General features: G+C 37.5%; 23 protein-coding genes and 1 pseudogene. 11 read left to right on the top strand and 13 right to left on the bottom strand.

Annotated elements, in window-relative coordinates:
- Nucleotides 1-24 precede the first annotated feature (24 nt).
- From WG932_RS12330 to WG932_RS12315, 4 genes are all read left to right on the top strand, one after another.
- Nucleotides 25-1317, top strand: a complete 1293-nt coding sequence (locus WG932_RS12330) for an aminopeptidase P family protein (protein ID WP_014018484.1) — start codon at nucleotides 25-27, stop codon at nucleotides 1315-1317.
- 119 nt (nucleotides 1318-1436) lie between these two features.
- Nucleotides 1437-1799, top strand: a complete 363-nt coding sequence (locus WG932_RS12325) for a hypothetical protein (RefSeq protein ID WP_483088141.1) — start codon at nucleotides 1437-1439, stop codon at nucleotides 1797-1799.
- Nucleotides 1800-2998: 1199 nt separating this feature from the next.
- Nucleotides 2999-3814 (top strand): AraC family transcriptional regulator, encoded by an 816-nt coding sequence (locus tag WG932_RS12320; protein WP_483088140.1) that lies wholly within the window; start codon nucleotides 2999-3001, stop codon nucleotides 3812-3814.
- Between the two features lie 71 nt (nucleotides 3815-3885).
- Nucleotides 3886-4380 carry a VOC family protein gene (locus WG932_RS12315; protein ID WP_483088139.1) on the top strand — a complete coding sequence of 165 codons (495 nt, stop codon included), beginning with the start codon at nucleotides 3886-3888 and terminating at the stop codon, nucleotides 4378-4380.
- A 362-nt stretch (nucleotides 4381-4742) separates the two neighbouring features.
- On the opposite strand, the gene WG932_RS12310 is transcribed toward WG932_RS12315, so the two are convergent.
- The 5 genes and pseudogenes from WG932_RS12310 to WG932_RS12290 form a co-directional block, all read right to left on the bottom strand.
- Nucleotides 4743-6158 carry an efflux transporter outer membrane subunit gene (locus WG932_RS12310; protein WP_483088138.1) on the bottom strand — a complete coding sequence of 472 codons (1416 nt, stop codon included), beginning with the start codon at nucleotides 6156-6158 and terminating at the stop codon, nucleotides 4743-4745.
- A gap of 11 nt (nucleotides 6159-6169) precedes the next feature.
- Nucleotides 6170-9321 (bottom strand): annotated as a pseudogene (locus WG932_RS12305) (efflux RND transporter permease subunit).
- 17 nt (nucleotides 9322-9338) lie between these two features.
- Nucleotides 9339-10520, bottom strand: a complete 1182-nt coding sequence (locus WG932_RS12300) for an efflux RND transporter periplasmic adaptor subunit (RefSeq protein ID WP_483088137.1) — start codon at nucleotides 10518-10520, stop codon at nucleotides 9339-9341.
- Entirely contained in the window at nucleotides 10517-11149 is a 633-nt protein-coding gene (locus WG932_RS12295) for an MATE family efflux transporter (protein WP_483088136.1), read from the bottom strand. Before WG932_RS12295 ends, WG932_RS12300 begins: the two co-directional genes overlap by 4 nt.
- 88 nt (nucleotides 11150-11237) lie before the next feature.
- Nucleotides 11238-11969, bottom strand: coding sequence for an MATE family efflux transporter (locus WG932_RS12290; RefSeq protein ID WP_483088135.1), 732 nt, complete (start codon nucleotides 11967-11969; stop codon nucleotides 11238-11240).
- A gap of 128 nt (nucleotides 11970-12097) precedes the next feature.
- On the opposite strand from WG932_RS12290, the gene WG932_RS12285 reads away from it, so the two are divergent.
- The 4 genes from WG932_RS12285 to WG932_RS12270 all read left to right on the top strand — a co-directional run bounded on the left by WG932_RS12285 (nucleotide 12098) and on the right by WG932_RS12270 (nucleotide 15056).
- Nucleotides 12098-12529: a hypothetical protein gene (locus WG932_RS12285; RefSeq protein ID WP_483088134.1), complete on the top strand. Its 432-nt coding sequence runs from the start codon at nucleotides 12098-12100 to the stop codon at nucleotides 12527-12529.
- Nucleotides 12530-12549: 20 nt separating this feature from the next.
- Complete coding sequence (locus tag WG932_RS12280; RefSeq protein ID WP_483088133.1) at nucleotides 12550-12990, top strand: helix-turn-helix domain-containing protein; 441 nt, start codon at nucleotides 12550-12552, stop codon at nucleotides 12988-12990.
- 395 nt (nucleotides 12991-13385) lie between these two features.
- Complete coding sequence (locus tag WG932_RS12275) at nucleotides 13386-13835, top strand: lysoplasmalogenase family protein (RefSeq protein WP_483088132.1); 450 nt, start codon at nucleotides 13386-13388, stop codon at nucleotides 13833-13835.
- A gap of 42 nt (nucleotides 13836-13877) precedes the next feature.
- Entirely contained in the window at nucleotides 13878-15056 is a 1179-nt protein-coding gene (locus WG932_RS12270; protein WP_483088131.1) for a sialidase family protein, read from the top strand.
- 41 nt (nucleotides 15057-15097) lie between these two features.
- On the opposite strand, the gene WG932_RS12265 is transcribed toward WG932_RS12270, so the two are convergent.
- The 7 genes from WG932_RS12265 to WG932_RS12235 form a co-directional block, all read right to left on the bottom strand.
- Nucleotides 15098-16765: a UvrD-helicase domain-containing protein gene (locus WG932_RS12265; protein WP_483088130.1), complete on the bottom strand. Its 1668-nt coding sequence runs from the start codon at nucleotides 16763-16765 to the stop codon at nucleotides 15098-15100.
- Between the two features lie 32 nt (nucleotides 16766-16797).
- Nucleotides 16798-17691, bottom strand: coding sequence for a hypothetical protein (locus tag WG932_RS12260; RefSeq protein WP_483088129.1), 894 nt, complete (start codon nucleotides 17689-17691; stop codon nucleotides 16798-16800).
- Between the two features lie 59 nt (nucleotides 17692-17750).
- On the bottom strand, nucleotides 17751-18608 hold the full coding sequence (locus WG932_RS12255; RefSeq protein ID WP_483088128.1) for a helicase-related protein: 858 nt from the start codon (nucleotides 18606-18608) through the stop codon (nucleotides 17751-17753).
- Nucleotides 18503-19537: a DEAD/DEAH box helicase gene (locus tag WG932_RS12250; RefSeq protein ID WP_483088127.1), complete on the bottom strand. Its 1035-nt coding sequence runs from the start codon at nucleotides 19535-19537 to the stop codon at nucleotides 18503-18505. Before WG932_RS12250 ends, WG932_RS12255 begins: the two co-directional genes overlap by 106 nt.
- A gap of 88 nt (nucleotides 19538-19625) precedes the next feature.
- The gene (locus WG932_RS12245; RefSeq protein WP_483088126.1) at nucleotides 19626-19955 is read right to left on the bottom strand and encodes a hypothetical protein; all 330 of its coding nucleotides are present in this window, start codon (nucleotides 19953-19955) and stop codon (nucleotides 19626-19628) included.
- Nucleotides 19956-20192: 237 nt separating this feature from the next.
- Nucleotides 20193-20981, bottom strand: coding sequence for a hypothetical protein (locus tag WG932_RS12240; protein ID WP_483088125.1), 789 nt, complete (start codon nucleotides 20979-20981; stop codon nucleotides 20193-20195).
- 287 nt (nucleotides 20982-21268) lie between these two features.
- Nucleotides 21269-22594 carry an APC family permease gene (locus WG932_RS12235; protein ID WP_483088124.1) on the bottom strand — a complete coding sequence of 442 codons (1326 nt, stop codon included), beginning with the start codon at nucleotides 22592-22594 and terminating at the stop codon, nucleotides 21269-21271.
- A 318-nt stretch (nucleotides 22595-22912) separates the two neighbouring features.
- Here WG932_RS12235 and WG932_RS12230 point away from each other — a divergent pair, with 318 nt between their 5' ends.
- Together WG932_RS12230 and WG932_RS12225 are read left to right on the top strand one after the other, a co-directional pair.
- Nucleotides 22913-23452, top strand: coding sequence for a GNAT family N-acetyltransferase (locus WG932_RS12230; RefSeq protein ID WP_483088123.1), 540 nt, complete (start codon nucleotides 22913-22915; stop codon nucleotides 23450-23452).
- A gap of 237 nt (nucleotides 23453-23689) precedes the next feature.
- Nucleotides 23690-24325 carry a hypothetical protein gene (locus WG932_RS12225; RefSeq protein WP_483088122.1) on the top strand — a complete coding sequence of 212 codons (636 nt, stop codon included), beginning with the start codon at nucleotides 23690-23692 and terminating at the stop codon, nucleotides 24323-24325.
- 63 nt (nucleotides 24326-24388) lie between these two features.
- Here WG932_RS12225 and WG932_RS12220 read toward each other — a convergent pair whose 3' ends face one another.
- A complete protein-coding gene (locus WG932_RS12220) occupies nucleotides 24389-24928 on the bottom strand; it encodes a YfiT family bacillithiol transferase (protein ID WP_483088121.1) in 540 nt (179 codons plus the stop codon).
- A gap of 270 nt (nucleotides 24929-25198) precedes the next feature.
- Between WG932_RS12220 and WG932_RS12215 the strand changes: the two genes are divergently transcribed.
- Nucleotides 25199-25450 carry a VF530 family protein gene (locus WG932_RS12215; protein ID WP_014018469.1) on the top strand — a complete coding sequence of 84 codons (252 nt, stop codon included), beginning with the start codon at nucleotides 25199-25201 and terminating at the stop codon, nucleotides 25448-25450.
- The last annotated feature ends 95 nt before the right edge of the window (nucleotides 25451-25545 follow it).

The raw sequence follows: 25545 nt of genomic DNA, 5'->3' as shown, positions 1-25545 counted from the left end.
ACCTTTGTTAAAACCCAATATTTTATGAGATACGAACCTGCCAAAGCATCCCTCTATATCAAAAATAGGGCAAAAGTTGCCAATAAATTGCCGTCCAATTCTTTAGCGGTTTTAAATTCCAATGATATCATGCCTACCAATGCAGATGGGACCATGAAGTTCAGGCAAAACAATGACCTTTTGTACCTCTGCGGAATCGATCAGGAAGAGACTATCTTGGTGATATGTCCTGACTTTCCGGATCCTGCATTGAGAGAGGTGCTTTTTATCAAACCTACCAGCGAACATATTGCCATCTGGGAGGGACATAAATTCACCATGGGAGAAGCTACTGCCCTTTCCGGCATAAGTACTATCAAATGGACGACGGATTTTGATAGTATCTTTAATACTTTGATGAACCTTAGTAAGCATGTTTTCTTAAATACAAATGAACATCTCAGGGCTGTTGTGGAGGTGGAAACTAGGACTGCTCGGTTTATTAAAGAATGTAAGGCCAGGTATCCGCTACATCAATACCATCGATTGGCCCCCATGATGCACAAGTTTAGGGCGGTAAAAGAAACGGAAGAGATTGATCAGATTCAAAAGGCCTGTGATATCACGGAGGCGGGTTTTCGAAGGGTATTGGATTTTGTAAAACCTGGGGTACTTGAATACGAAATTGAAGCGGAATACCTACACCAGTTTATAAAAAGTGGCAGCAGGGGTTTTGCTTATGAGCCCATCATTGGCTCAGGAAGAAATGCCTGTGTGCTGCATTATTTGGACAATAGTGTGACTTGTAAGGATGGGGATCTGATCCTTATGGATGTAGGTGCTGAATATGGCAACTACAATGCAGACATGACCAGAACCATTCCTGTCAATGGTCGCTTTACCAAGCGACAAAGGCAGATATATGAAGCTGTCTTAAGGGTGCAGCGACAAGCAATGGCCATGCTAAGACCGGGAGTGGATATACAATCCTACCATAAGGAAATAGGTTTGATAATGGAAGGTGAGCTCTTAAGTTTGGGCTTGATTGATCAGACGGATATAAAAAACCAGGATCCCAAAAACCCGGCATATAAAAAATATTTTATGCATGGTACTTCTCATCACTTAGGGCTGGACGTGCATGATGTAGGTACCATGTATGAACCGATTCAGGCGGGTATGGTCTTTACCGTGGAGCCGGGCATCTATGTGTTGGAAGAAGAAATAGGCATCAGGCTGGAAAACAATATTGTGATCAATGAAAAGGGCTATACCGACCTGATGGGAAATATTCCAATTGAGCCTGATGAAATAGAAAGCCTAATGAATGAAAAATAATTGTTAAACCTTCACGCTTATTTTTCATAGATGGAAAGTACCTATAAAGCCGGCCTAAAAAATGCTGTACTGACCTTAATGGCAGAGAAAAAGAAGATCTTAATTCCCAATTACTTGCCTTGCAAGAAGCCTCCAATGCTGATACCAAAAGCAGTATGGGAGACAAATATGAGACAGGTAGAGAGAGTATCAACCAAAGCAGGGATTTATTAGAAAAGCAAAAGGTTCTGTTGGATCGGGATGAGAAAATGGTAATCCAGACCTCTGTGGATCCTTCTGCTACCGTATGCCTCGGAGCCTTGGTTAAGGTTCAACTTGGCTGGCTATGGGTGGCTGCTTCCATTGGCAAGGTCATGCATGAGGGGCAGGAAGTTCAGGTGGTATCGGCTGATTCTCCCTTGGTGATTGCCTTAAAAGGTAAATGTGCAGGAGATAAGGTGGATTTTAGAGGCCGAGCCATTGAGATTCTGCAAGTAGTTTGATGTGTCGTATCGTATAAAACCCTTGAAGGCTTTTAAAGCCTTCAAGGGTAGTTAGATTCGCTCAAAGGGTGAAGACTAGAAGAACCTTTTGGGAGACTGTTGAAAGCTCGCAAAGGTGCAATGACGCTAAGGTTAGGAAATCCTCTTTTTGCGTCTCTGCGACTCTGCGCGAAATTTTTTTATGGTTCATATAAATTTTTTATCACCATCGCTCAAAGTCAAACGAGTAGAAGAACCTTTTGGGAGACTGTTAAAAGCTCGCAAAGGCGCAAAGACGCTAAGGTTAAGAAATTCCCTTATTGCATCTCTGCGACTCTGCGCGAAATTTTTTTATGGTTCATATAAATTTTTTATCACCATCGCTCAAAGTCAAACGAGTAGAAGAAGCTTATGGGATACTGTTGAAAGCTCGCAAAGGTGCTAAGATGCAAAGGTTAGGAAATCCTCTCTTTGCGACTCTGCGACTCTGCGCGAAATTTTTTTATGGTTCATATAAATTTTTTATCACCATCGCTCAAAGTCAAACGAGTAGAAGAAACTTATGGGATACTGTTGAAAGCTCGCAAAGGTGCTAAGACGCCAAGGTTAGGAAATTCCCTTATTTCATCTCTGCGACTCTGCGCGAAATTTTTTATGGTTCATATAAATTATTTATCACCATCGCTCAAAGGTAAACAAGTAAAAGAAACTTGTAATATACTGTTGAAAGTTCGAAAAGGTGCTAAGACGCCAAGGTTAGGAAATCTTCTCATTGCGTGTTTGCGACTCTGGGCGAAATTTTTTTATGGTTCATATAAATTTTTTATCACCATCGCTCAAAGGTAAACAAGTAAAAGAAACTTGTAGGATACTGTTGAAAGTTCGCAAAGGTGCAAAGACGCTAAGGTTAGGAAATTCTCTCTTTGCGACTCTGCGACTCTGCGCGAAATTTTGTATGTTTCTTATAAATTGTTTACTACGCTCGGTCCTCCTTGTTTTATTAAGGATCAATGGTAAATTTGAGTTTGTAATACAACTAGATAGTGCACAGGGGAAAATCTAAAGAGGTAATGTTATAGGGTATTAGGTGTAGCCTTATTGATATAGAGTGTTCGGTGGTAAGGTTGTATGTCAGGTGAATAAAAATCATGTTTTATCACAATAAAATTAAACCATTTTGGGCTATTCAGAGCGATTAAGCCTGTAAAATTCATTCATTAATGAACTATCAAACCTTCCAACCCCATCCGGATTTAGCCTCTCTTATATGTTGTTATTGGACTTTGGAAGTTCCTGCTGAAGGGGAAGCCAAAAGGCAACGGATTATTCCCGATGGATGCATTGAAATGGCATTTATTCTTGGAGATGATATCAAGCGGTACATTTCTCAGGATGAATTTATCCTACAACCTCGGGCAATGGTTCTTGGACAAACCGTGGACCCGTTTTTTATCGAGCCTTTGGGCCAAGTAAATACTTTTGCGATTAGATTTTATCCTTATGGCTTTGCCAATTTTGTGAAGATACCCATTAAAAATTTGGTAAATAAAGAAACACCTTTAGCTCAATTGTTTGAATGGCATGCAATTAAAGCCTTGGAACAAAGTATTATTCAGGCTAGGGATAGCCAAAATAGGATTGAAATCATAGAACAATTCCTTCTGAATAAACTGAATAATAAAGATACCATTGACCACATTGTAAAACAGACTGTCGATGCCCTGATATCCTCCAATGGAACAGAATCGATACGCGCAATTCTCAAAAAGGACTTGTCCAAAAGAAGGCAACTAGAGCGGAAGTTTAAAAAGCAAATTGGCGTTAGCCCAAAACAGTTGGGCAAAGTAATCCGCCTTCAAACAGCTATAAAAATGTTGCTAAACCAAGAGTCGGATAGTTTAACTGCCATTGCCTACCAAACTGAATATTACGACCAAGCACATTTTATCAAGGATTTTAAAGAATTTACAGGTATCAACCCCAAAGAATTTTTAGGCCATGAAAACATGACCCTTTCAAGGCTTTTTTATCAGTAAAGGTGTCGCATTTTTACAATTTTAGCTGAGGTTCCTATTTCATATTTGTATGGTGAACATACACAGAAAATATGAAATATTTAATACGCAATGGTGTGGTTTTACTTGGCTTTTGGCTGGCCGCCTGTGAGGGTCAGGACCAATCAAATACTGTAAACCGCCCCATTGATTTAAACGGAACACAAAAGAACATTCCTATGAACAGTTTTATTTCAATTTTTGAAATTCCCGCGACAGAGATTTCAAGAGCAGTTGATTTTTATCAGGCAATTTTGGACATCCACATTGTGAAGATGGAATTCCCGGAAATGCAAATGGGAATCTTCCCATACGAAGAGCAAATGGTTACGGGGGTGATTATGAAGGCAGAAGGTTACACTCCCTCGGCCTCTGGGGTGACCATCTATTTAAATGGAGGTGATGACCTACAAGTAATTCTTGATAAGGTCGAGAAAAATGGGGGAGAAATAATTGTTCCAAAATCCCTCCATGCAGATGAGAGTGGGTTTTTCGCCATCTTCCTTGATTCAGAAGGGAATAAAATGGGGCTGCATTCTCCAAACTAAGTCCGGTATGGTTTGATTACTTTGGGTGAAGTTTAGTACTCCTTTCCAAAACTTTCTCTTTACGTATGGCCCTACCCAATGTTTTAGCTATCCTGAATTTTAAATGCTTGATTGTACGATTACTCTATTGTGCATTTGGAAAAAGGGCGGCAATAGAGAATATATTATCTCTACTGCCGCCTCATTTAATAATTAAAATCAATTGATTTAACCTGAAGGATCCAATACAAAACCCATTACCTGTTATAATCGTTACAAAATCAGCAGCTTTGTTGCTGTGTGGGGTTTCAAAATCAACACTATCTAATTAAGCTCAAGAAATCTGATTATATGATCGGGAGTTTAAACAGCTTGATTGCTTTCTAATTATTTATCCATCCTCCCCCAAGGGCTCGATAAAGTTGGACCACGGCCTGCAACTCCTGTAATTTGTCGCTAACACCATTTAATTGAGCAGACAAAAGATTGTTTTTAGTGGTCAGTACATCTGTATAATTAGTGGAAGAAGAATATTCCAAAAGGGCCTCGGTAAACTCCACTGATTTTTCCAAAGCTGAAATTTGATTGGCTCTTGCTTCCTGTTTTTCTTTGGCTTTATTATAAAGAAAGAGTGCATTCGATATTTCTTCCCCTGCTTCTAGCCAAGTGGCTTTATAATCATAAAAGGCTTGTTGCTGCAATGATTCATTAATTTTTAATCGTGCCTTATTTTCTCCCTTTGCAAAAATGGGTTGTGTTAAGCCGCCAATTAAATTGTAGAATATGGAATTGTCAAAAAAACCTGTTAAAGACAAAGATGAAAGCCCACCATTAGCAGTAATGGTAAGAGAAGGATAGAAATAGGATTTTGCCACATTGACATCTTCAAAAGCACTTCTAAAAGCCAATTCAGCTTCTTGTATATCAGGCCGATTTCTGAGAAGTGAGGCCGGGAGCCCAATTTGTAAATCGGAATAGGCCTTTTGCTCAGTCAGTGAAGACCTTTCTATGGAACCGGGGGATCTGCCCAAAAGAATAGAAAGGGCATTCTCTCCTTGCTGAATACTTAATTCAATATCTGGTATACTGGCTTCTATTTCGTATCTACTTGCTTCGCTTTGAACAACAGCCGCACCATCTACAATTGCTGATCTATTAAGGTATTTCATGGTTTCTTGATCTCCAATTCTGTTTTGAAGGGTTTGCTGAGCAATGGCCAATTGTTCATCGAGTGCTAGCAAATTATAATAGGACACAGCTATATCCGAAATCAGTTGGGTTTGGATAGCTCTTGCTGCTGCTTCCGTTTGTAGGAAGGAAGCTAGGGCACTTCTTTTGCTACTTTTTAACTTACCCCAAACATCTATTTCCCAACTACTGCTTAATTGACCTAAATATGAATCTGTATTTAAGTTGATACCTTCTATATTACCAAAATTTAGTGCTGCTTGGGATGTTTTTGAATTACTTATTTGAGCAGTTCCTTCCAAACTTGGTAAAAAAGATAGCTTAGCCTGCATCAAACTTGCTTGCGCCTGATTGATGTTTTCCAGGGCTATTTTCAAATCAAGATTGTTTTCCAATCCTTCCCTAATTAGCTCTTGTAGAATAGGATCAGTAATTATTTCCTCCCATTTCAGTGAAGCAATAGTGGTGGAATCCGTTACATTTGAATCCCTATATTGTTCAGAAAACGCTGTCGCTGGTGCTTGATAGTTTTTATTTACCACGGCACAGGAATTCAATATTATAAGCGAAAAGGCTATTGGAACAATATATTTTAAAGCTCTATTTTTCATGTCCGTTTTATTTATTTGTTCAATGTTATGGCTTCTTCTTCCCCCCAATCGTCATCCGGTATACCCACAATTTTTTCTTGGAGCGTTTGGAAAATGATATAAAGTGTTGGAATAATTAAGACGCCTAAAATGGTTCCAATTAGCATCCCGCCAATGGCTCCTGTGCCTATGGCTCTATTTCCTATAGCGCCTGCACCCGATGCGATCATTAAGGGGGATAAACCGAAAATAAATGTAAATGAAGTCATCAATAAAGGCCTAAGTCTGGCTGTGGCACCATCTATTGCGGACTGTACAATGGTTTCACCTTCACGCCTCCTCTGCAGGGCAAATTCTACAATTAAAATGGCGTTTTTGGCAAGTAACCCGATAAGCATGACGAGTGTAATTTGGATGTAGATATTATTGCTGATACCAAATAGATTCGCAAATATCAACACACCTGAAAGTCCGGCTGGGACAGACAATAACACTGATAAAGGTAGTATGTAACTTTCGTATTGAGCACTCAGAAAAAGTAGATAAAAATGAAACAAAAAACAAAAATGTAAACAGTCTGACTACCTGCAGAAATTTCTTCTCTTGTCAGTCCTGAATATTCATAGCCATAACCTGTTGGCAGTGTTTCTGCAGCCACTTCTTGAATAGCGCTAATGGCATCACCAGAACTATAACCATCATTGGGAGCACCGTTTATACTAGCAGATGTAAATAAATTAAAACGTGATATACTCTGAGGGCCGTAAACTCGCTCGAGGGTAACGAACTGAGTTATAGGAGCCATTATACCATTGCTGTTTTTTACTTTGATGGCATTTAAGCTTTCAGTGTTTGTTCTAAAATTCGCATCAGCTTGATAAATGACACGGTATTGTTTTCCAAATTTGTTGAAGTTGGAAGCATAGACACCACTAAAATACCCCTGCATTACACTTAGAATGTCATCAACATTTAAGCCTGCTTGTTTGGTTTTGGCTACATCTACTACAACTTCATACTGAGGAAAGGTTGGATCTAACGTGGTGGTTGCATATTGGATCTCAGGTCTTTTGTTTAAAGCTGAAATAAAATCCTGACTCACAGCATAAAGTTCATCCACAGTTCCGCCACTCTGATCCTGTAATTGTAATTGAAATCCGTTACTTATACCGAAACCCGTTATAGTGGGTGGTGTAAAAAAGATGATACTAGCATCTTTAATGTGTGCAGTCTTTCCAAACAATCTTTTGATAATTGATTGCGCGTCTTGATCATTGCCTGATCGCTCATCCCAATCTTTCAATCTGAGGATAAGCATACCATAATTTGAACCTGCACCACTGATCATTCCACGGCCTGTAGATGTGAATACTGTTTCTATTTCTGGAATATCTGCCGTAATTTCTTGTACTTGGTTTACTACTTCAGCGGTTCTTTCCAGAGATGCTGCTGCAGGCAAGCTAATATTGGACATAATAACACCTTGATCCTCATCTGGGACAAAACCGGTTGGGGTAGTATTCAAAAGGTAAACGAACAATCCAAAAAATAGGAGGAGTGTACCAATGGCTATTGCTTTCTTTCGAATAAGGAATGAAATTGACTTTTTATACCTTAAAGTTGTCTTCTCAAAAGCTGTGTTAAATGCAATATGAAAACGTTGGATAAATCCCTTTTCGGTTTGATCATCCTGGTGTGGTTTTAACAATAAGGCGCACAAAGCCGGACTCAAAGTCAATGCATTAATTGACGATAAAATAATTGCGATAATGAGGGTAAATCCAAATTGTTGATAAAACACTCCAGAGGACCCACTGATAAAGGTTACGGGTACAAATACAGCAGCCATGACCAATGTAGTGGAAATAATAACTCCGGTAATCTCATTCATGGCATCTAAACTAGCCTTTCGTGCTGATTTATATCCACTGTCTAGCTTGGCATGCACAGCTTCTACCACCACAATGGCATCATCTACTACAACACCAATAGCCAGCAATAAGGCGAACAATGTCAATAAGTTGATGGTGAAACCAAAGAAGCTTAAGAAGAAGAAGGTGCCTACAACGGCTACCGGCACTGATATTGCTGGAATCAAAGTAGAACGCCAATCCTGGAGAAAGATAAAAACCACGAGAAATACCAACAAAAATGCTTCTATGAGTGTCTCAATTACTTTAGTAACAGAAGCATCCAAGAAATCATTGGCATTGAGCATTTCGGTATAATAGATTCCATCAGGAAAATTAACTGATGCTGCTTCTAGAGAAGCTCTAGCATTTTCAACAACTTCCTGCGCATTAGATCCAGCAGATTGTGCTATAGCAATTCCAACTCCAGGGTGTCCATTCAATAAGCTTGAAGTACTATAAGATTGCGAGCCAAGCTCAACTCTTGCGACATCTTTTAACCTTAGAATTTGACCACTTTCGGTTGTTTTTATGATGATATCTTCAAACTCTGAAACGTCTTGTAATTTACCTTTGTACTTCAAAGTGTATTGATATGCCTGATCACCTTGAAGTCCTAGTTCTCCGGGTGCAGCTTCCAGGTTTTGGTCTGCCAAGGCAAGGCTAATATCTGAAGGAACCAAACCGTAGTTGGCCATAATGTTGGCTTTTAGCCAAATACGCATGCTGTACTCTCTACTACCGAAACTAGTAGCGCTTCCTACTCCATTAATTCTTTGGAGAATGGGAATAATGTTGATATTGGCATAGTTCTGAATAAATGCTTCATCATAATCGCTATTCTCACTGTAAAGGCTAACAATCAAAACATTACTGCTTTGCTGTTTTTTAGTAGTTACACCAGATTGTGTAACTTCTGATGGCAACAGATTCGATGCAGTAGAGACGCTATTTTGAACATTTACTGCGGCAATATCTGGATCAGTTCCTAATTCAAAATAAACGCTTATACTTGCCGATCCGCTTGTTGCAGTAGATGTCATGTAGGTCATTCCTTCTACCCCATTAATGGCTTCTTCTAGTGGAATAATGACACTATTTAGCACAGCTTCTGCATTTGCTCCATCATAGGAAGCTGATACTTGAACTGTGGGCGGTGCAATATCAGGATATTGAGATATCGGCAAGGTTGTGATTCCTATGATACCCAATATCAAAATGATAATGGATATCACTGATGATAGAACAGGTTTCTTTATGAATTTTTTAAACATAATGCGTGATTTTTAAATTAATTGTCACTTATGGTAGAAACTCGTAAAGCTTCGACTTCAGAAGCATTTACCTGAACAGGTTGAATTTTCATGCCATTAGAGAGGGTATTAACTCCTTCAATAATAACCTGATCATTGGCCTTAAGTCCATCAGTCACAATATATGCTTGGCCTGATGTAGAAGGGGTAACGGTAATTTTGGTCGATTGGGCTTGAGATAAACTATCTACCACATAGGCGTATACATTTCCCTGAATTTCGTAGGTGGCAGATTGTGGTATCTGCAGTGCGTTTTCTATTGTGTTTGGAATGCGTATGGTTGCACTATTTCCTGTTCTAAGTAGATTTTCCGGATTGTCAAAAATTGCACGTACATTAAACGAACCCGTCTCTTCATCTACTTGACCGCTTATCGTTTGTATTTTACCTTTTTGATCAAACATCGTATAATCAGGTAATAATAGATGAACTTCTATCGGATTTTCCATCCGCTCTTTAGTGCTTATATCCTGGTTTTTTCGGACAATTTCAAGATGTATTTTTTCATTAATAGAAAAATAAGCGTACACTTTTTTAATATTAGATACAGTGGTCAAAGGGTCTGCTGTGCTACTACTCACCAAACTACCTAATTTATAAGGAAGTGTTCCGATATAACCAGAGACCGGAGCGGAAATTTGAGTGTAACTGTAATTGGTTTTTGCATTTGCTAAACTAGTTTGTGCTTGCTCTAGCGCTGCTTTTTTTGCCTTAAGCGTGTTTTCTGCTGAAGTAAGTTGGAAACTGCTAATGATACCTCTTTCTACCAAGGGTCTTGCTTTTTCCACTTCCAATTGAGCAGAACTTACTTCTGCTTCGGCACTGCTTATGGCGGCTTGGGTATTGCGTACCTCTTGGGCATACTGCGGCGCATTAAGCACAAAAAGTAAACGCCCCTTTTCTACATATTCCCCTTCGTCAACTAAAACTTTTTCTATAAAACCTTCGATTTTAGGTCTAATCTCAATGTTTTCAATTCCTTCAATTTGTGCTGGAAACTCACTGTAAAGGTCTACGTTTTGTGGCGTAAGGCTTAAAACCTTATATTCAGCAATTCCTTCGCTTAGATGAGCATCCTTATTGCCATTACAAGAAATGGATAGGCAACCAATAAATAGTCCAATACCCAAAATTTTTAAATTGATCGTTTTTATTTTCATGTCCATAATTGTTTATTGCTGGTAACTGATTTAAGTGGTCTTAAAATTTTGCCCGTGTAGCCTTTAACCATTAAAAATGAGATTAGGGCAGCTATACTATCACTCACTACAAAGGCTATCCATATTCCAATCAACCCATATAACTTATTTAGGAGGATTGCAATGGGAACAAACAACCCCGGGCGCAATAGTGCTAGCATTGTTGCAATTCTATTTTGTTGCAGTGCCTGAAAGTAGCGGGTCATTACTATCTGCACCATATAAAAAGGTATTGATACCGCGAATATTTGTATCGCTGTTTTAGAAATAGTGGTGATGTTTTCATTGTCGTCTATGAAAAAACTGATCAATGAAACTGTATGGGATTCTAAAATAAAAACCCCAATTATTCCAGTTACGCCTACCATTATTAATGCGTACCTGAAAGTTTCCTTTACCCTGTCACTAAGTTTTGCACCGAAATTGAAACTGATGATCGGTTGCATTCCATCTCCTGTGCCAAGTGCCGTCATCATAAAAATTACATTAAGCCCGAAAATTATTCCCATTGCTGCTACTCCTTCAATTCCTCCTGAATTGAGAAGTAAATTATTTGCAAATACATTTTGTAGGCTGTTAGCTACGTCCATTATGAATGGTGCAAAGCCGACCGAAAGAATTGGGAAAATAGTATGCTTTTGGAGTTTGATTTTTTTCCAAACTATATGCACAAGGCTATTACCACTTAAGTAGTATCGAATTAAAAAAAGCATTTGTGGATTGAGCTATGACGGTAGCTAGAGCGGCACCACTTATTCCCATATCAAATATTTTCATAAACACATAATCAAGACAAACGTTGATTAGTGAGGATAATAAGATAAGCCTTGCAGGAAAACGTGGGTTTCCTTCAGCCCGGCAAGTAAACTCCAAAGCGAGGAAAAAACTTAAAGGAAAGCCCATGATAAGGACCACAAGATATTCTGCTGCTAAATCCAATAATATTCCTTGAGCTCCAAAAGATTCCAATAGTGGTTTATAGAATATCAATCCTGCGATAGTGAAAATCACGATAGTCAGTAGGAGTCCGGCAATGGCACCCCCGAGTACATCTTCAGCCTTGTTCTTCTTTTTCTCACCTAGGTATTTGGCAATTAAAATACCTGATCCACTTCCAAAAAGTAAAATAAAGCCAAACTGAAAAAGGGAAATAGGAAACGCCATTGTCACTGCAGATAAGCCCTCAGCACCTACAAATCGACCCACAAATATGCGGTCTACAAAATTATAGAGCGCGTTGATTAAAAGCCCGAATACAGCGGGACCTATAAATACGAAAAGAAGTTTTAGTACGCTATCCTCTTCAAGCGGTTTTTCAATTTTATTAGTTTCAACCTGCAAAGCATTAGCCCTCTGCTTTCGTTTGAAACGATAAAGTACGTAGCTAAAAATTTGTTTAAAGTAATCCATTTATGCTTTTCTATCATTTATGAAAGCAAAGGTACAGGGATTGGATACCTAAATTGGAATTATAATTTGTGTAAATTAGATTATTATTTAGGTTTTTTGTATTTTAATGGCTCATTAAAACCTTGGAAATGAAAGTATATAATAATATAAACACCTATTTCCTAAATGGAGTAGAAAAAGCAAATGATTATTCTAATAGCTTTTATATCAGAAAAATAGCTAAAAACATGAAGTTTGTTGAACCAGCCGAAGAATTTTGGGAGGCCCATAAACGGGGATTTTTTGAGGTAGCTATATTACAACGCAGTACAATCAATATTCAAATTGGTAATCAAACTTTACAAGAAATGAAAAATAGTTTGGCTATTGTTTCTCCTTTTCAAGTAATTAATTACAGTGTGGCTCCACCAAATGATGATTATGGTTATATCATTTATTTTAATGCTTCGATTTTCACCAGTTTAAATCAATCTTATGGGCTTCAAAATGAATTTCCTTTTTTTAAAATACATACGATGCCTCTCTATCGGTTACCAAAAAAGATTTTAAAGATATACTAAGTATTGCGGAGGAATTATACATGGAGTCAAGAAGTACGGCCTTACATAGTTTTGAAGTAGTCAGGTCATTACTATTGATTTTGCTTTATAAGATAAAACGTTCGACCCAAGACAATAAAGGAATGGTTACTGCCAATAGAAGTGAAGCAATCATGTCCACATTCGAACAACTGATTCTTTCCGGCAACAATTATTTTTTATCTGTAAATGAATATGCCTCAAAGATGAATATTAGTCCAATATACCTTACTGAATGTGTAAAAAAGGCTACAGGAAAAAGTGCTCAGAAAATTATTATTGATTACAAGATGTTATATGCTAAAACACTTTTACACCAAATAGATAAACCCATAGCTGAAGTAGCTTATGAATTAAATTTTAATGAAGTGGCTAATTTTAATCAGTTTTTTAAACGTAATATGGGAATAACAGCTACTCAATTTCGAAGTAAGCAAAAATGAGGTAATTGTAGTCAGTATTTTATAATCTACCCCTAACTGCAATTCTTCAAATCAGTTGCTTTTTTTCATTATATAGCGGTATAGCATTTACCTTCTATGAGGCATCTCCTTTAATCAATTTTTTTAATCATAAAAACATAGTTAGTTTAGATGTGTAATTGGTTTTATTATTTGATTTACACTTCCTTTTACACATAAAAATAAAAAAATGTGGAGCATAAAATTCTGCCTATATGGCTTTTTGGTATTGTCGGCAGCTACGGCAGTCCTTGCCTTAAATACTTCAGGATTTGTGTATAAATCAGCTACAGCAGGGATTGGAGCCCTGATTATTTTGCTCCTCCAGTTTCAAAGGTTAAAACCTCCCAAGGCTGTGTGGTTGGTTTTTGTCAATCATGAAAGGCGACAACGGTTTGTTTATCAAGGGTATTGCATTGTATTTCATTGCTCACTTGGGCTATTTATGGTATGCAGCACTGAATGGTAAGCTCAACCGGAAGTTTACGGTGATTTTGCTCTCCTCATTTTTGCTGTATTTTTATTTCTTATTATGGCCAAGATTTGAAGAAACCATGTTGCTACTGGCGGTATTAATTTATTTGCTTATCTCCTGTTTGTCATTAGGAATGGCTGTAGGCATGAATGGATCGGCGATAGGCAAATGGGCCTTTGTTTTTGGGGTCTTTTTAATTCTTATTTCAGATACCATAATCTCCTTTAAAGAGTTTTTGGGTAATAATAATTATAATTACATGATATTACCCACCTATTATTTGGCCCACCTTAGCATTAGCTTTTCTTTAATAAGGGCTTATGGCAATAGTGAGAAAAACCATAGAAATTAAATGGTCACAGTAGTTTTATTTGAAAAATTAAAATATAAACCCATGAGAAGTTTTTTGTTAGTTTTTTCTATATTCTGTTCATTGTCTGTACATGCACAAAGCATACTGCCAAACAATTGGGATCCTGTGGGAGTAGCGGATGCAGTACTTTCAGGACTAGTCAAGGTGACAGCCCCTGAAGTAAAGGGAGCCCATGACGCAGAGTTTGTACTGGTAGATGATTACGCCTACATTGTGGCTGAGGTCAATGATTTGAAAGCCGGAGAAAGTGGGCATTGGACTTTTATTTATTCGACCATGTCTATCGTAAACTTAAAGACCATGTCCGTAGAAAAAATTATTCCCTTTGCCCGCAGCGAACAGCAATTCGCCAATGTCACCTTACCTGAAGGGCAATGTTGGATTCCACGAATCCTACAGAAGGACAAAAAAACCCTTCGCATCTACTTTGTCAATGAACGAGCCGGAGAAATCCCATATTCTCAGGTTTGGTACATTGACTATGATATGCGCTCCGGTGCTTTTTCCAAAAAGATTCATAAAGTAAAAATTAAAACTTCAGCCGGTAAACTTGATTTCACCACAGAGAACTTTTATAAGGATGCCAAAGCACATGGATTCAATAAAAAGCCGGTTGGATACGGCGCCTACCTTTTTGATTCCTTTAAAGAGTTTGACGGCAAAACCTATACAACCTTGAACAATTTCCCGGGAAAGCAAAATGCTCTGGCAATTGCCAATAAAAAGTTAGATACCTTTGAAATTCTTGGCCATTATAATGAACCACAATCAGCTCAATTGTCTGAATCTGCCGTTAACCGTCTTCCGGATGGCACCTGGATGGCTATTTGTAGGAGGGATGATGGAGATAAGAATTACCTCATTACCTATAGCAAAGATGGTCAGGACTGGACCGACGCCGAATCAATTCCATCCATTCCCAATGGAACCAACTCAAAACCTACTTTTGATTTTTTTGATGGGATTTATTACTTAGGCTGGCAAGAAAACACAAAGGTGGATGGAGTCTCTCGCAGCGTATTTAATATTGACGTTTCGCTAGATGGTAAAAATTGGGAAAGGAAATACAGTTTTAGAACCAACCAATCCTTTCAATATCCAAGTTTTGCAAAACACAACAATAGCATTTGGTTAATTGCTACTCAAGGTGATCATTCTGATAGCCGTAAGGAACGCATTATGTTTGGGAAGCTAGAGTAAAAATTATACTTGATCAAAACTATCCTCTTTCAAATAGCCCTTTAATACTGGCTATTTAGTGGTGGTGGTACTGGCTGCTTGAATGATACTGTCAATCGGATTGGTCTTTTTTTGAAATGCAATTCAGGCAAGACGATTAATAATTCTTCCTCAGTTTCCTCCGCTTTCCAATAAACGATAAAGTTTACTTTAACTGAGGCAAGATGGTAAGCTCCTTTTTCCAGATCCCCCAGTTGCATTTTGAATTTTTTCGAGAATTTTAAGATGGGATGGTTTTCCTGATCGAAGCAAGTGCCTTCCTTTGCCTGGAGTTCATCGCCACTTTTTAAATGGGAAGTCCTGTATTGGGTATATTTAAAAAAACTTAGCCAGACATCTTTATAGCTGAGTTGCATCACCATAATGTCCGGTTCAGGCCAATGGGTGGAGTCAGTCACTTTGATCAGGTCGTCAACAATAATATTGTCCAGAAAATCCCCTTTTAAATGAATGGACAGCTGCTGTTTGGCCCTTGTCATGGCTACATACAAAAGCCTGATGTCCTCGTCTAGTAGTCGGCTGAGGTTTTGTAAAAGCAGAAAGATGTTGTCAAACTCCTTACCTTTGGCTTTATGTATGGTCGAAACCCAGATAGTGTCTCCATTGCGGGAGATAAAATCTTCTAACTTAGACTCTTTGAGGAAAAGCTCCAGATCAGACTTGTACTTTCTTTTAGGATGGGAAGCTTCAAATTCCTTAATCAAGTTGATGCATACTTCAATTTTCGAGCTCTTTTTGTATTTCTGCCACAAAGCTTTTTTGGCATGTCTCCACAGTTGTTCATCAATTACATATACATCATCAGCTAATTCCAAATGATTGAAGAAAAAGCGAAGCTCTATAAGATTGAATAAATTAAAGCCATCATTTGTTTGAATTAATTTAGCGGGAATTTTGTATTTGAGCAATAAACCGGTGATTTGCAATGCTTCATCATTGGATCGGGTCAATACACAAGTACTTCCTTTAAGCTCCGAACTTAGGATGTCATTTACTATAGGTGAAATCAGATGTTGGCCCTGATATTTTACAAGTTTAATTTTTCCATTTTTGTCGGATATTGCATTTATTGGATTGGTTTTTAAGCGGTTTGGAAGCCTTTTGATAAATTGATTGGTGAAATCAACCAGATTCTTTTGGCTCCTGTAGTTTTCTGTCAATTCGTATTTAACGGCCTGTTTTTTATGGATAAATTGTTCCAGGTACTTAGCATTGGCGCCTCGAAATTCGAATATATTTTGGTCATCATCTCCCACAGCAATCACTCTCATTTCTTCATTTTGCTCCATCAAGGCCTTGATCAAAGCAAATTCATTGGCATCCATATCTTGGGCTTCATCTATCACCAAAACTGTCTTGGTAATTCGGTTGGCTTCCACTTCTCCCCCGGTAATTTTCTCTACTGTTTTTTTGATGATATCGGTCGATTTGTCTAAGTCTCCAATTTTTCCCTGCAAGTCAAAGCAATAGGAATGAAAGGTTTTTATCTCGATAAAATTGGCCGCATTGCCAATAAGCTTAAGAAGTCTTTGCTTGAATTCTGAGGCTGCGGCCCTAGAAAAAGTAACCATTAGCAATTGCTCATGTTTTACATCCTCCATTAGCAACAAAGAAGCCAGTTTATGAACCAAAACCCTGGTTTTTCCACTGCCGGGTCCTGCAGCTACCACGATATTATTGGATTGATTGTCTTTGATTATTTTTAATTGACGGGGGAAAGTTCACCGAAAAGTTGCCGGAATTTACTCGGGGTGATGTTCCTTTTGATTTCATTTTGTCGGCTTCCTTTAAAGTATTTGTTTAAAAATACGTTGTAATTCAATTGGAAATAATCTTCAGCAAACTGCAAGGCTTCCTTATAATCATTTAACATTCTTTTGGCATATTCTCCTACGATATGAATCTGCTGTACCTTGTTTTCATAGAATTCATTCAACTTCTGGTAGTCATCGACCTTGTACCGGATTTTATTGTCCTGTTCAATTCTCTCAATGGTTAATTGATTGTAAACCACCATAAATCCCCCTTCTATTTTTAAAGCTTCAATTCTCGATAAGTAAAAGAGGGTATCTTCGATGTCCTCAGCAGTGATAGGAACCTTAAAAAGTAGGGATGAATTTTCGTAGGCTTCTTTTAACTCCTGCACGGAAAACTCGATTAGGAGCTGTGTTTTGCTTTGCTCTACCTCAGGAACGTTAGATAGGTGCCTTGAGTGCAGAAAATTGATGATAAAGACGGCCAATTCATGTCGTTTTTTTAACTTTTCACTTAATTTATCCTTTGGCTGAATGCAAATTATATTGATGTGAGAATTGGAATAACTAAGTGCTTTTCGTTTGATCCAATTTTTAATTGCCCAGAAGTTGATGATGGTTTTGATTTTATTGAGGCTAACTTCTTTGCAGCCATTTTCTTCTGCCGCTTCATTCAAGGCTTTAATTTGAAAAGTCTTCTCTTCTTCTCCAAAGGTAGAAAGAAGGAAATTTTCAATGTGGGCATAAGCTTCTACTATTGCGAGTGGGCGGTTTTTGTTCTCTCCATTTTTTATAAAGGCAGTTAAATCTTTGGAGTCTGCCAAGATATTTTCTTCACGCAACAGGCGGATAATCTTAAAGACCTCCTCTTTAACAATTCCTAGATGGTCAGAAATATAATCTATGCGGGATTCTGCTTCTTCCTCATTTGAGTGATTTTTGCTTTTGCTCGAAAAAGCTTTTTGATTATTCGAATACCGTTTTGTTTCTGATTGTCCTGAAATTTTTCAGAAGCATTAATTTTATCGATGGCCTCTTGGGCATTTTGAGCGAGAATACTATTGGCGTATATTTTGGGTATATTTTGCCCCCTTTTGATATAACCGGCCTCCTCCAGTGCTGTTATAGCTGTTTTTACTCTAGTTTCTATTTCCCTAATATTGTCATACCAACCGGCTTTTCTGGCAATTTCCAAGGCAGAATTGGATACCGTTGACCTAAAGCGGGTGATATTTTTGATGGCCCTCCAAACCTGTTGGATTTCTTTTATACTTAACTTGGTTTGATTGAGTAAAATAAAATGTTTGCTGAGATCCTCTTCATTGAATAATACAAAGCAATCTGCTGAGATATTTTCATCCCTTCCTGCCCTGCCGGCTTCTTGTACATAATTTTCAAGTGAGTCTGAAATTTCATAATGGATCACCATTCCTACATCTTTCTTGTCTACTCCCATGCCAAATGCAGAGGTGGCCACCATTACTTGAACTGATCCATTGATAAATGCATCTTGATTTTCAGACTTTTCCTGTTTGTCCATCTTTCCATGGTATGGCTTTGCACTAAAACCATCATTGGTTAAGTGCTCAGCCAGTACATAGGCCTTGTAGGTCCTTGAAACATATATAATTGTAGGGCAATCTTTTTCTTCAATTAAACTTCTGACCGCATTGTATTTTTGTTCTTCGTCTTCTTTAGGGAAAACCTTATAATGTAAATTGGTCCTGGAAGTTTTTGACCTGAATATCTGCAGTTCCAAGGAAAGTTTTTCTTGGAAGTAACGACAAATATCCTCAATGACTTTTTGTTTGGCGGTGGCAGTGAAACAGGAAACAGGTATGGGTTCGGCCTTGTTTTTTTCTTTTGTAAGGCATGGATAAAATCCCCGATATATAGATAGTCAACCCTAAAGTCTTGTCCCCAAGAAGAAAAACAATGGGCTTCGTCGATTACAAATCGGATGATATTTCTACCCAGCAAAAGGTATTCAATGGATTTTGACCGCAGGGATTCTGGAGAGATATAAAGAATAGAAGCTGCTCCATTTTCTACCCTTTCAAAAGATTTTGCTCTTTCAATTGGGTCTAAAAGACCATTGATAGTTACGGCATCAGTAATCCCGCTCTTCTCCAAATTATCTACCTGATCTTTCATTAAAGACTGTAGTGGGGAAATCACCACGGTCAAACCCTTTGCATTTTCTCCTGACATCAAAGCAGGTACCTGAAAGGTGATGGATTTGCCCCCTCCGGTAGGAAATACAGCTAAGATTGATTTATTGTCAATTGCAGCTTTAACAGCTTTCTCTTGCAGGGGCTCTTCTCCATAGGTTCTGTATGTCTCAAAGCCAAAAAACTTTTTTAACCCCCTGTGGATGTCTAATGCCTGATTGCAATATTGACATCCGGGTAAACAAGGGTTGTTTTTCAATTGGTACAAAATACTTTCAATGTCCGGGTAATTTTTTATTACCCAAGGTGGGGTGATGGATAGTCGGCTTCTGGTATTGATTAAAGCCAAGCTATAAGCAAGTGCGGTAGGTGAGTATTCAATAAGTTTTGACAAATTAGCCTCTTGACAAATGTCATTGTAGAATTCTTTCCTTATTAGACTTTCAATTTCAGTGCTGTGGATTTGGTAATCTAGAAAAGTGAAAAAGGCTTTAAACTCCGGTTTTTCCCCAAGCAACACATAATAAATTTCCTGTAGGGATTTGCTTAGTTGTTGAAAAGCTGAGATTTCATCAAAAAAAGATCTTTGGCCTTTTTGGCATCATTCAAGGGATTATTTTTATCTTCTGTTTGAAGTTTATCGTCCTTAACGAGTGCATGATAAGGTCTTTTGGGAAAAGTAAAGGGGAGAGGAACAGGGTGTCAATGATTTTTGAAGTGTCAAAATTAATATCAGTTAGTCCTCTGCCAATGTATTTTAGATCATGCTTGATGATATTATGCCCACAGATAAACTGAGTACCTTTTAAAAATTCCATGAAGGCGTTCATGGAAGGTGAATGAAAAATCTCTCCTGTACTTTTTATACTTCCTATGTCAAGCACCTTCCGGGATTTGACAGCTGTTTCTGTATCGATGAAAGCTATTAATTTCATGATTGATTAATCGTAGAACTTAATAAAAGCTAGGTTTGCACTCCTATAGTTTTAGCTAAAGATAGGAATATTTAGTGGGTTTGGTATTGATTGCTATTCAAGAATTAAATTCTTGTCAAGTGTGGATTAGTTAATTTATAGTGCTATAAAATGGTTTTGGCAAAGAGTATGGTATGTAAAGACAAAAAAAGGCCGTGAATCAAATGAACCACGACCTTTGTATTCTTAAGTTTTTAACTATAGCTTTTCAATAACAGAATTGATTAAATCTGTTGTGGTACTGTAATCTTCATCATTTTCTTTGGCGATTTCTATTGCCTCTTTGGCTACTTTTAGAGATTTTGTGTAATCTCCGGTTTTGAAAAGTAAAGCCGCATAAGTATCCGTATTGGAATAGTTTTTATCTAGTTCAATAGAACGTATTACCCATTCCTTTGCCTCTTCCAATTTGCTCTCATCTTCTTCATTTTTGTAATAGGCCCAGGCCAAAGAGTTTAAATCACTTGAGCTGTCCCATACAAAATTAATGTCATCAATGCGGCCTGTTTGTATCATTCGATAGGGGTAAACAGAATAACTTACCAGCGCATCCGAAATATTTCCATCGACTAAATAAAGTATCAGTGGGGCAGAGCTTACATTGAAGACGTTATCAAAACCTTTTTCATCCTCCCCTATGTTTGCATGAAAGTTTAGGGCTTTTCTCCAACTATCGTGGTAGCCTTCATTTAACACTTCATCTCGATTTTCTTCATTGTCTACATTGATGGTGATAAGGTTCATCATAGACATGTCACAATCCAAGTATCGATTGATCAAGTTGATACAAGGGAAACACCATTTTCCGCTCCAGGTAATGACAAGGGTTGGCAACTCTTTGTCTAGGTCATAGATTTCATAGATATCGCCAAATTTGATGGTTTCATCATTACCTAGATCTGTAATGTTAACATCTATTTGCCCGTATAGGGGTTTTGAAACAATTATTAAAGAAAAAAACAGAAGTGTAAATGATACTCTTTTCATGGTGTTTAATTATATAAGGTGATAAAAATAGCTTTAATATGAAAAATTCTATTCGATTTGGTTTTGCCTAACACATAGAAAGAAGGATTAATTTGGGTCAAAAATATTTACCTGAAGCTTAAAAAGTAAGTTCATGGATGGGTTATTAAAGCCTGGTTTTCTCCAATAAATCAGGACTGTTTCTTTGAAAGCACAAAATACTATTTTCTATTTATTCGGAAAACAATTTTATTCAATTAATCGCTTTGAGAGAAAAAGTTTTTTCAATTAACTCTTACGTATTCACTTTAAAGATTTTGCATAGTCGCCTGTCTTTTGGCAAATCGCCAAGCTCCCAAGCCAAGGAAAGTGTAAAGCACCAGGATGGCTAGCATTTGTTCCCAGTTATTTGTCAATTCGTAATAGAGAATTAGTATACCTCCAATTCCAAGGCCAACAATAGAGAGCAAGGTGATAAAAGTAGAAGACTTGGTTTTGGCTCTTATTTTATAATTAGCAATGCCCATTAAAAATGAAACCAGTAAGAAAGTTACACTCCCAAACTCAAGGATCAATTGCAAACCACCTATTGAAATCAAAAGACTGGAAATGATTGCCATGGCTATTATGGCATTTTTGGGGATATTATTTTTTCTATGGGAGAGGATATGTGGAAAAAATCCATCTTTAGCAATGGCAGCCATTTGTCGCGAAGAGCCAAAGAGTGTTCCGCTTATCGCACTGCTAGTGGCTAGGATAGCGCCCAGAATGACAAGATTTGCCCCAATTTTACCTAAGATACTTTCTGCTCCGGCAGCAAGGGCAAACTCTTTATTTTTGATAATTTCTTCAGAAGGAATAGCAAATAAAGCTCCCATGGAGATGACAAGGTATATCACCACCGCCAAAACAATGGCGCTATAAATTGCCCTTGGGATATTCTTGTCCGGATTGTTCATTTCATTTACTGCATTGATTACCAATTGAAAGCCTTCGTAGGCGACAAAGGTAAGGGAGGCAACAATGATTATGGAAAATACATTTGCATTTTCGGCGTCTAGAGCCATGATTTCCAAAAATGTTTCCACATCTGTTGAGCCATGATAAATCAAAACAAATGAGATTATCGATAAGACGATAAGCTTGGTATACACCATAAAGTCTTCAATTTTTCCCATACCGTTTACACTCCAAACATTGATCAAGGTAAAAAGGCCAATGACGGTAATTGCGACCACTTTTCGCATGATAATATTTTCCGAAAAGTCGGTGCTACTTAGGGCGTAAGAAGAAAATGTATAAGCATACAAAGCCAGGGTACTGATGTATCCAAAGATGATAAACCAACCTATGGCAGATGCAGAAAAATTAGACCCTGGATAGGTGCGTTTGAAAAAGGAATAGGTGGCTCCTTCATCTTTATAATAAGTGCCAAGTTTTACATAGGAATAAGCAGCTAAAGCAGCTATTATACCCCCAACGGCAATTGCTATAGGGGTCAAGTTTCCAATCAATGCTACCGAAATTCCAAGGATGGTGAAAATTCCTCCGCCCACCATGCCGCCCAGGGCTATGGCGATTAATTCAACAAGACCGAGGTTTTTATTTCTATTTCTATTTCTATGTTGTGTCATTTTTTGAATGAGGCTGTAAGCCATTGAAAAAAGAATAGCTTTTCGATAAAAAGCCTAAATTTAGTAATTCCTAATAGAATTGAAAACCCATTCCATTGATTGGCTTATTATTGAGAGATTTCTGAAATAGCCAAAATCATGCTTGTGTTTTTGTTTGGAAATATGTAATTTAGTTTAGGTTAATTGTCTTTAAATTAGAAGGTTAAAGGGATTGAGTACGTGATTTTTAGATCGATATATGTACAAAAACTTGTCAGGAATAATCAACCTTTCTGTGTAAAGGAAATTGAAATCGTTTATTGTGAAGGGGTTTAGAAGATGGGGAATAGATCGTTAAATCAATCATTGACCCTAAAACCTGCTACTTTACAGGACAGGAGAAATATCTACATATGGTTGGCCCATTCTAACTTGACTAGAGATATGCTAGGGGCGCCAAATTTCCCCGAGATTCCAATTCCAACTTGGGAGGAATTTAATGAAGATTATAAAGCCTATTATTTTGATGGTTCACGTCCACTAAAAGGACAATGTTTCATAATAACATTAAATGGAGAGGAGTTGGGGCAAATAAACCATAACGAAATTGACCCTATTACCCAATCAACGGAAATTGACATTTGGATGGCAGATCTAAAATTTACCGGCAAAGGTTTTGGGGGTGAAGCATTAAGACTACTATGTGAATATTTGAACCAAAATTTTGGATGCAATACCATCTACATTGCTCCCTCTAAACGAAATCTAAAAGCAATCAGGGCCTATACCAAAGCTGGTTTTAATGAAACTAAAAATCTTCCTATTAATTTTGTTCCCGACTATGAGGATTCGGTAATAATGGTGAAAAAGCTATTGTAAGAAAAATTTGAGCAAATAGCAGCCGAAAGGTAACAAAACTGGCTAAATGCTTAAAAAGATATGGGAGCATGGTATCAGGTAAATAAGTGAGCTGGTTATCAAGCGTATAATTAACATTAATCCTCCAACGATCTTCATGCTTTTCTTTGTTGTCGGTTTAGGTATGTAATTAATAATTCATCCTCCTCTATGAAAAAGGATCTTTCTTTATTTTTCGCAATTTTTTTAATCCCTACGTTGCTAAATTCACAAACATTTACCGGTAGTTTTGATTTAGTTGTAAGGCATCATTTCCCAAATGGAAATGAGCGCATTGATACGATTTCTTATTTTTTGGGGAAAGCCAAATCAGCGATAATCATTTATGGAAAGAGAAGAGATCCTGACATGCGCATGGTATTTAATAAGCAAGATTCTACGATTACCAATCTTTTTGAAATGAATGGAAAGAAAGGAGGGTATATTTTGCCCATGGATAAAAAACATTGGCCGGGAATGCAATATGCTTTACGTTCATTTAATTCCGGTCCGCGAAAGAAACTGAATTACACCGGAAATGAAGCAACTTTAGAAGGATATTACTGCCGGGAAGTTGTAGCAGAAATTGAAGAATATGCTGCAACAATGATGCTTGCCGAGGATATTCAAATATCCATGTCCAGTGTATTAAGTTACCAAAGTGTAGGTGCGGGGAAGTCACAGGATGAATCGAGTTTGTTCGATAAATTTGGTGTCCAAATATTGCCTCTATTTATAAAATTAAAAAGCAAAGTAGGGAAAGCTGATGTGGTTATGCGGGTGGTAAATATAAAGGAATCTTTTCCTGAGGCTATTTTTGATACCGAAGGTCATACATTAATTAGTGTGGAATGATTAAGTATTATTGTAAAGGGCATTAATAACCTTCCTTTTCTGTGATGCTTAGCGTGTTTTTGGCTAATTGTATTTTCCGTTCGAAGCAATGGCATTATTTATATGGGTCAAATGATGCTTACAATGCCATGCATAATTCCCAATAGTTTCAGCTAAATTAAATATTTCTCCATGTTCAGGATGCGTGTATTCCAGCTCCAATTGTTGATCATTAAGACTTCTGAGCAGGAGTGCCCATTTTTTATGCAGTCCGCGCAAAAGGTTTAACGAATGTTCAATATTGTTGTCTAAGGAATCAGCCAATTCCGCCCATTTGTCCTCAAAATAAGGTTTTATGGTAGGAGATTTTTCTGTCAGTGCCAACTTAAATCTAATAAGGCTGTTCATATGGCTGTCACTGCAATGGTGTACCAACTGTTTAACAGTCCATCCACCTGGTCTATGTCTCCAGTTGAGTTGTTCAATTGAAATGTCCCGACATGCGTTTTCAACTTCAGTTGGGAAATCTTCGATTTGCTTGATCCACTGAGCGATTAATTCATGATTCGGGTTTTTATTGGGTAGGTATTTTCCGATTGGGAATTGGAGTTTTTTGATATCCATAGGGACTAATTATTTAAATGAGAAGCCAAAATATCCTAAGAATGCCAATGATGAAAAATTGGCTAAAGGTTGAATTTAAGCAAATAATTATCCTTTCAACAAGCTTATTGATCTGTTTTAGGATCCTTTTTAATTTCTTTTGTTATACTATCATTTTTCGTTTAATGGGTCGGCTTTCAATCACTTAATGTGAGTATATAGGCGTCTTATTCCCTTGTCATATTTAGCTTATTAATAGGAGAAAAACTTTTTATCATTATTTTTGGTACAATGGCAAATGAATTAGAAAAACAACCTAATAATCCGTTACACGGTATCCGCTTGGTAGATATTTTGGATTATTTGATCCATGAATATGGTTTTAATGAATTGGGTCAGCGGATCAATATCCGTTGTTTTACCAATAACCCCACTCTCAAATCTTCGCTAACTTTTTTAAGAAAAACGCCTTGGGCAAGGGAAAAAGTAGAGGAACTTTATATTAAGACGAAGCATCGCAACAGCAATAATGAAGACTATTGAGTTTGGTGGATCAACTGTAAGGAGAAATTTAAATATTACCGCTTATTGAAAAATTGAGTTTTTGAGTGGTCAATAAGTGTTAAAAATCAGTATTC

The sequence above is a fragment of the Cyclobacterium sp. SOCE241 genome, from assembly GCF_056867545.1.
The sequence above is the reverse complement of the archived record's forward strand: the minus strand, read 5'-3'. Positions and strand labels throughout refer to the sequence as shown.